This is a genomic window from Amycolatopsis sp. NPDC026612 (assembly GCF_040638285.1).
GTDB lineage: Bacteria > Actinomycetota > Actinomycetes > Mycobacteriales > Pseudonocardiaceae > Amycolatopsis.
Map to the genome: position 1 here is coordinate 1 of NZ_JBEZYB010000158.1, position 7,119 is coordinate 7,119.

Sequence of the window (7,119 nt, forward strand, 5' to 3'; positions counted from 1 at the left end):
CGGGCGCGTGAGCGCGCGCAGTCGCCCAAACGGCGCGTCCGGCCGATCGTGGTCGTGCTCGCGGTGGCGCTGGCCGCGCTGCTGGCCGGCTCGACGTCGGACGTCGCGGTCTCCGGGCGGGCCGAGACCCGGATCGTCCCGCCGATCAATCGCATGATGTACCGGCCCGACGACCGCGACCGGCGCATCGCCGACGCCAAGGACGTCCTCGTCGCCGGCTGCATGGCCGGACAGGGGTTGGACTACACGCCGCAGGTCGAGCACGTCACCGGGGACGAGGCGCTCGCCGCGCTGCGGCCGTTCGGGTTGGAGTCGCTCGAAAACATCGGAGCCGAACCCCTGCCCCCGGAACCCGTTCGCGACGAGCGGTACGCGCGTGCGTTGTTCGGAGACCCGGACCGGCGCATGGTGGCTCACGGTGAGCGGTTGGAGATATCGTGGCCCGCGACCGGATGCCAGGCAGACGCAGAGCACCGCTTGCTCGGTGACCAGCGACAACGGGCGTCGGAGCTGCGGCTGCGCTTGTACGACGGCGAACGCGACGCCAAGGAGCAGCTCGATCGGGATCGGGACTTCGTCGCCATCAACGTCAGCTGGCGCAAGTGCATGAACCGGCGGGGAATCGATGCCCCTGATCCCGCCGATCTCCTGAGCGCCCTCCCGGCCGACACCAACCTCGCGACCGATCCGGCGGCGCGCGCGGACCTCCAGTGCAAGCAGGAGACCGGGTATCTCCACACCGCCTACGCGCGTCTCGCCTTCCTCCAGCAACAGTGGCTGGACGCGCACGGCGAGCTGATCGGTGAGTGGCTGGCGCTCAGGCAGCGGCAGGACACCGTGGCACGGCAGGTGCTCGGCTCGAGCTGATGGCCGCGGGCGCGCGCCGGTCCGCGCTTTGGCCCGTTACCTTCTTCGTAGTTCCTGATCAAGGAACTGTGGTCACCAGGTCCGGCATGACTGAAGCCCCCAGTCGAAGGCATGATCCGGGGGGTGGTGTCACCGGTCTGGTGGCATTGAGGGACCGCTGATGGACCTCCGATCCTCCCAACTGTCAAGCCGCGGCCGCGGTTGGCGTGGGGAAAGCAGGGTCGAAGGCCTTGGCTGGGTCGTGGGTTTGGCCGGTCTGAAGGCAGTGGTGGAGCTGTCCGAGGAAGCGGTTGAACAGGTGCCGCAGGGCGGCGGCGTGCCGGTCGCCGGGTGCTCGGTGGCGGTGGTGGTGGTGGTCGCGTGGTGCGCCGGCTCGGCCGATGCCGGCGAAGGCCCGGACGAAGCCGGCGGCGTTGAGGCGGTCGTTCTTGACGGTCCGGCGGGTGATGGAGATGCTGCGGCCTGAGGCGCGGGTGACGGGCGCTGATCCGGCGTGGGTCTTGAGGGCTCGGGCGTCGGTGAAGCGTGCGCGATCGTCGCCGATCTCGCCGAGGACGCGCGCGCCGGACAGGTCGGCCAGGCCGGGGAAACTGGTGATGATCGCGTAGTCCTGGTGCTGTTGGAACGCCGCGGTGGTGGCCTCGGTGAGCTGGTCCGCGTTGGCGCACTCCGCGTTGAGAGTGGCCGGCAGCGCCAGGGTCTGGTGGCCGAACGCGTCCTCGACAAGCCGCGGCTGCCGCATCTGCGGCGTGCGAAGGTCGTTGAGCAGCTGCGCGGCCAGGGCGTCGATGCCGCGGGCGGCGCCGCCCTTCGCGAACGCGGCGAGAAACCCGGGGTAGTACTCGCGCAGCACGGCGCGCAGTTCCTGCGTGGCGCGGGATCGCCGCCAGATGGCGTCCTGGGTTGCGCGGGACAGCACCGCGATGGCCTGGGCCAGTTCGCTGTCGGCAGGCAGCGGCCGGTGCGCATGGGCGGATGACTCAGCAGCGTGACCGTTCGGCTGGGATACTTCGCCGGTGATGCGGTAGCAACGTCGATGAGCCCTCGTACGGAGATGGGGATCGTCCTGCTGGCGATCTGCGCTCTTTTGGTGACGACGGTGTTCGCCGGGAGCCGGCTTCGGGAGAAGACCGGAGGTCTCGGCCAGGTTCCGCCCCCGGCCCCGGAGCACGCGCGCCGGATTACCGCGCTGCGGGGCGAGGACTACGACCTCGTCCTGCGGGGCGGAGCCATCGTCAACGGCGTCAGCGCGACGTGGCCGTTCGCCAGCCTGCTCGCAGTCCCCGGCCGGATCGGCGCGGCGGCGGTCATGATCGCCTGGCTCCTCGTCGAGGCGACGCTGTCGCGGCTGCTGTGGATCATCCTGCAGCGGGGCGCCCGTTGCTCGTGGTCGGCCGGGGCGAGGTGAGCACGGCGGGGCCCCGTGGCTGCCGGCCCGGACCACCCGCGACCTCGATCCGCTCGACGGGTGGACACCGCCGGAGAGCGCAGACGAGGACCTGGTTCCACCCGATCACCCGTCGATCAGCCGGCCGGGGTCCAGCCGAGAACGTCGGCGTACGTCGCTTCCAGACCCGCGTTGGTGCGGATGCTCGCCGGGATGCCGCTGGCGTCGGTGATGGCGTGGTTGTCTCTGATCACCACGGATTTCTGGTTGTAGTCCGCGCTGCCGTTCTCCCAGTAGTTGTTCTCGATGTCGAGGGGGTCGTAGGTGCCCTTGTTCAGCGTGTAGTCGGTGTGCTTGGAGCCCCAGGCGAGATCGGCGTTGTACAGGCCGTTGCCGGTGATCGTGATGTTCCCGGCGCCGTTGTCGGTGTAGACGGCCTTGCCGGCGCCCTTCTGGTCGTGGATCACGTTGCCGGTGACCTTCTCGCCGCCGGCCATGTCCGGCCCGGTGTTGCCGTTGGTGTAGATCCCGGCGCCGTCGGCGAGCAGCTGCATGTGGTCGAAGATCAGGTTGTCGCTGAGCGTGTTGTTGTTGCTGTAGTTGGGTTCCGCCTTGATCTTCACCTTGTCCGGCCAACCGCCCCAGCCGATCGAGATCCCGCTGTAGGGGACGTGGTCGATCTGGTTGTGCGAAACGGTGGTGTGCTCGGTGTAGCCGATGTCCATCCCGATGCCGCCCGCGTACTCCACCGACGTGGCGAACACGTGGTTGTCGAGCAGCCGGTTGCCGTTGGTGTGCTGGGCGGCCGCGGTGGGCAGGGTGATGTCGACGCCGCCGAGCTCCAGCCCGTTGCCGGAGATGTCGGTGAACACGTTGCCCTGCACCAGGTCGTTCTGCGAGCCGGTGCCGAGGTCGAGTCCCGCGGCGCCGAGGTGGGCGAACGCGTCCCGCGTGAAGCTGATGTTCTTGTCGTAGGCGAAGGAGACGTTGCCGGGTTCCTTGGTCCAGTTGCCGTACGGGCATTGGCCGCTGTCGACGAACTGGCACAGCCCCTGCTGGTCGAAGCCGTGCGCACCGGTCAGCGTGTAGTTCGCCTGGATCTCCGAGAACCCTTCGGGCGTGCTCGGGAAGTTCCAGGTGGCGTAGGAGAACTGGAGGCCGCTGAACGTGATGTCGTGGACCGGCGCGGAAGCCGTGCCGATGCCGGACACCAGGGTTTCCAGCGCGGGTGCGGTCACCGTCTCCTTGGTGATGTCCTCACCGGGCTTCGGCACGTAGAAGACGGTGTGTGCGGCGTTGTCGAGGTACCACTCGCCGGCGGAGAGCAGCTCGTAGGCGTTTTCCACCGCGGTGGGCAGCTCGGTGATGGCCTGGCGGCCGACCAGTTCGACCGTGCGGCCGGAGTCGTCGGTGCGCATCACGCGTTTCGTCGAGTTGTCCCAGCACGGCTGCGCCATCTTGATCGTCGTCGGCGAGATCGTGCTCACCGGGCACCGCGGCTGCGTCCACGCGCCGAGGCCCCCGGTGTAGACGAAGTCGATGTCCTTGGGGTTGCGCCAGTTGTCCATCGCGGCCGACGACGTCGTGTATCCGCCGGTGATCCTGGTCAATGTCACCGGGAGGGTGCCGGTCGCGCGGGGGACGCGGGCACCGTTGATGTAAAGCTGGCGTGTCCGCAGCGTCGCGGGGGCGGGCGCGGACCAGATGTTCTTGCCGCTGTCGGCCACTTTCCAGCCGGTGATCGGGACACCGCCGCTGACGACCGGCCGGGCGCCGGGTGCGGCGGTCCAGACCACGCGATGGCCGTTGGCACCGGAGTCGGCGGCGGTCAGCCGCAGTGGCGCGCTCAGCGCGTAGGTGCCGCCGGCGAGGCTGACGGAGATGTCGCCGGTCATGCCCGGGATCAGGCCGCGGACGAGCTGCTGGGCGCGTTGCAGCGTCCGGACGGACTGGGCATCGCTCGTGCCGTCGTGGGTGTCGTCACCGTTCGGCGCGACGTGGACGACCTGCTGCGGCGCCGACGTCGCCGGGGTCACCAGTACCCCGGTCGCCGCAAGCGCGAGCCCGGTCGCGAACATGGCTGCCTTGACTCGTCTGCGCACGATGACCGTCCCTCGTCGGAGGCTCTGGCGGCTCAGAGTGTGACCGGCGCGCCGAAGCACTGTCAACGATTGATCGGATGACTTCAGGGCTAAATGGTGCAAAGCGGGCTTTTTCGCCTGCAAGTGTTCCGTTCATCGGATCTCTTGTGGTTGCAGCTGAGCTTCATCGAGGAGAGGGTGCCTCGCAGGTGCTGGACGACCGGCGGTGCCCGTTGCAGTCCGGTGCTCAGCGACGACGCCGGCCGCCGACTTGGGTCCGCCCCAGCCAGCGCAACGACGACCACCAGCCGGCGTAACTGCCACACCACACCCGAACCGGTCAACGTCAGCGCGGCGAAGAGGGCTTGCCGGCCATTGAATCGGACTCATCCGACGGTCCGGGGAGGGGCAGCACGGCTGGTCGGTACCCCGTCCGAGCTGTGGGGGTCGTGCACCGGGCAGCGTTTCGGCGAGCACCCGCGTGTGCGGCAACTCCGTCAGGCCCCTGCTCTCCGGTTCGGGGGACTCGCGACCGGATCGATCACCCGGGTTCCGGGCGGCGCCACCACTTCCTGGTCAGTTTGGCGGCCCATGCCGAACGAGGCGAAGGAACCCCTGGCTGCCGGGCGGTGAGCTGGACGGACACGCTCGAGGGCGACCTGGTGGACGCGGTGGTGGTGTCGCTGCCCAACGACCTGCCCGCCGCGCACGTGCGCGAGGCCCTGCAGGCCCACTGGGCAGCCCGCGAACTGTGACCCGGTGACTCCGTCGATTCGCCGCGGCGCCGGGTGAGTCGTCGTCCGGACCCACCCGGCGCGGGCTAGCGGTCTGTCACCCTCCGGGCGTTGGCCAGCCGTACCTGCATCGCCTTCGCGAGGGCGTCGAACTCGGGGCTCCGCTCCTTGATCGCCCGCTGCTGGTACGCGGTCTCCACCGCGAGCCACGTCCCGGCCAGGCCGGTCCGCGTGCGGCACGCCAGGTCGGCCTTCGCGGACGCGATCTCCTCCGGCGTCGGCTCGGGGCTGCTCCACCGGACGTCGTCGTTGGCCGCCCACACGTCGGCGTACTGGCGGCCCGACTCCGCCATGCACCCCCGCCAGCCGGCCATGAGCCGCTGCACCCGCTCGTCGGCCTGCGCGGTGAGGTACAGCTCCCGGTCGAGTTCGGCGAACGCGGCGCCCGGCATGGCGGTGGGCACGCCTTCTTCCAGCCGTCGGCGCGCTTCGCCGACGCAGCCGCCTTCGGGCACCGGCCGGCCGCCCACCGTCGACGCCCCCTTGCCGGTGTAGACCATCAGCACGTCCAGCGGGGGCTGGGGCTGCGCCGGCCGGTCCGGCCGCACGGGGGCGTGGTAGCCGAGCCGGGCGACCTCGGCGGCGTCCACGATCCCGTACCGGCCGCCCGCCGCCGGCCGGGAGGTGTCGACCGCGTCGGCCGTCGGCGGTGTCCAGTCGTGACCGAACCGGCCCAGGCAGTCCCGGGCCAGCAGGGCGGTGGCGCGCTCGATCACGTTGATCTCGGTGGCGGTGTGCCGGTAGGCGTCGAACGGCAGCACGATGTCCGCGCCCGACCCGACCGGCCGCACCGCTCCGATGGCCGGTGGCCCGGAGCCGGGTTCACCGCTCGCCGACAAGGCGATGCCGCAGCCGCAGACGAGCGCCGCCGCGACGGCCGCCAGGACGATCCGCGTCGCCTTCACCACGTCCCTCCTTTCGGCTGCGCCGTCACCCGTAGTAGGTGCCGCAGGCGATGTTGAAGTGGTGGGAGTTCATCACGTCGTTGGCCACCCAGCCGTCGTGGTTGTCGCCGGAGAGCTCGACGTTCGCGAAGTTCAGCACCGTGCCGCTCGACCGGATCGTGAAGCACGACCCCCGGTACTGGGAGTTGTAGTAGACGGCGATCGGGGAGTTGGTGTCCTTGTTCTCCATCGAGCTGACGTTGTTGTAGGTGCCGTCGCCCGCCCACAGCGGGACGCTGGTGCCCGCGTACCGCAGATTTCCCCAGTTGGCCTGGCTGTTGAAGTTCTCGTACTTGTAACCGCCCAGGTTGGAGTTGGAGTACATGCACGCGTACTGGGCCAGGCACGCGGCCTGCGCGGTGCCGGCCGTGCCGACCCCGACGGCCGCCGCGGCGATCGCCGCGGCCACGACTGCTGTTGCTCTCATGGGTTCCTCCTCGTTTGTCGGCCCGCTCCCGCGGACGCGGGCGGGTTCGTCGGTGCCGCGCCGACCGGGCACGGCTTGCCGGCCGGCGTCGACGCGGGGTCTTGCTGTCGTCAGCGCCGGCTTTCCCGCTCGCCGCGGGAAGCGCGCGAGGTCACACGTTCGACGAGATGCCGAGATTCACCCCGTTGGCAATCCCCACCGAGTTGACCGAGCTGCGCTCGGCCAGGGTCGATCCGAAGCACACCGACCACGAATTCGCTCCGACCCCGGACGACGCGCACGCCCAGTCGCCCAGCTTGTCGCCGGATGAGGTGTACAGGTCCATCGCCGCGGCCACGGAGTAAAGGCTGCTCCGGTTGTTGCGCACGATCACCGCGCCCTGCACCGAGGCGTGACCCGGCGACCTGATCGCGCAGACCTGCGCGAGCACGTTGGTGGTGAGCGCCTTGGAGCCGGCGCAGCTCCACGTGCTGGCACTGGAGGTGATCGGGTTCGTGTTGCCGTAAGCGTGCCAGGAGCCGGTCGCCGCGGCCGAGGCCGCGGCCGGACCCGCGGGCGCCCCGCCGATCGGAAGTGCACAACTCTGTAATCCACTCACAAAGTTTTTTTTTTTGTTTTT

At 69.8% G+C, this 7,119-nt stretch carries 8 protein-coding genes; 3 read left to right on the top strand and 5 right to left on the bottom strand.

Annotation, left to right across the window (positions count from 1 at the left end; genetic code table 11):
• A partial coding sequence (locus AB0F15_RS44565) for a hypothetical protein (RefSeq protein WP_360283929.1) occupies positions 1 to 867 on the top strand: 867 nt, incomplete at its 5' end.
• A gap of 184 nt (positions 868 to 1,051) precedes the next feature.
• On the opposite strand, the gene AB0F15_RS44570 is transcribed toward AB0F15_RS44565, so the two are convergent.
• Positions 1,052 to 1,786, bottom strand: a complete 735-nt coding sequence (locus tag AB0F15_RS44570) for a transposase (protein ID WP_360283931.1) — start codon at positions 1,784 to 1,786, stop codon at positions 1,052 to 1,054.
• A gap of 117 nt (positions 1,787 to 1,903) precedes the next feature.
• Here AB0F15_RS44570 and AB0F15_RS44575 point away from each other — a divergent pair, with 117 nt between their 5' ends.
• The gene (locus AB0F15_RS44575; protein ID WP_360283933.1) at positions 1,904 to 2,275 is read left to right on the top strand and encodes a hypothetical protein; all 372 of its coding nucleotides are present in this window, start codon (positions 1,904 to 1,906) and stop codon (positions 2,273 to 2,275) included.
• A 116-nt stretch (positions 2,276 to 2,391) separates the two neighbouring features.
• Here the strand turns inward: AB0F15_RS44575 and AB0F15_RS44580 are convergent, their stop codons facing one another.
• Complete coding sequence (locus AB0F15_RS44580; protein ID WP_360283935.1) at positions 2,392 to 4,356, bottom strand: right-handed parallel beta-helix repeat-containing protein; 1,965 nt, start codon at positions 4,354 to 4,356, stop codon at positions 2,392 to 2,394.
• 608 nt (positions 4,357 to 4,964) lie between these two features.
• Between AB0F15_RS44580 and AB0F15_RS44585 the strand changes: the two genes are divergently transcribed.
• A complete protein-coding gene (locus AB0F15_RS44585) occupies positions 4,965 to 5,090 on the top strand; it encodes a hypothetical protein (protein WP_360283937.1) in 126 nt (41 codons plus the stop codon).
• 65 nt (positions 5,091 to 5,155) lie between these two features.
• Here the strand turns inward: AB0F15_RS44585 and AB0F15_RS44590 are convergent, their stop codons facing one another.
• The 3 genes from AB0F15_RS44590 to AB0F15_RS44600 all read right to left on the bottom strand — a co-directional run bounded on the left by AB0F15_RS44590 (position 5,156) and on the right by AB0F15_RS44600 (position 7,098).
• Entirely contained in the window at positions 5,156 to 6,037 is an 882-nt protein-coding gene (locus AB0F15_RS44590) for a hypothetical protein (RefSeq protein WP_360283939.1), read from the bottom strand.
• 22 nt (positions 6,038 to 6,059) lie between these two features.
• The gene (locus tag AB0F15_RS44595) at positions 6,060 to 6,500 is read right to left on the bottom strand and encodes a peptidase inhibitor family I36 protein (RefSeq protein WP_360283941.1); all 441 of its coding nucleotides are present in this window, start codon (positions 6,498 to 6,500) and stop codon (positions 6,060 to 6,062) included.
• Between the two features lie 151 nt (positions 6,501 to 6,651).
• A complete protein-coding gene (locus AB0F15_RS44600) occupies positions 6,652 to 7,098 on the bottom strand; it encodes a hypothetical protein (RefSeq protein ID WP_360283943.1) in 447 nt (148 codons plus the stop codon).
• Between the last annotated feature and the right edge of the window lie 21 nt (positions 7,099 to 7,119).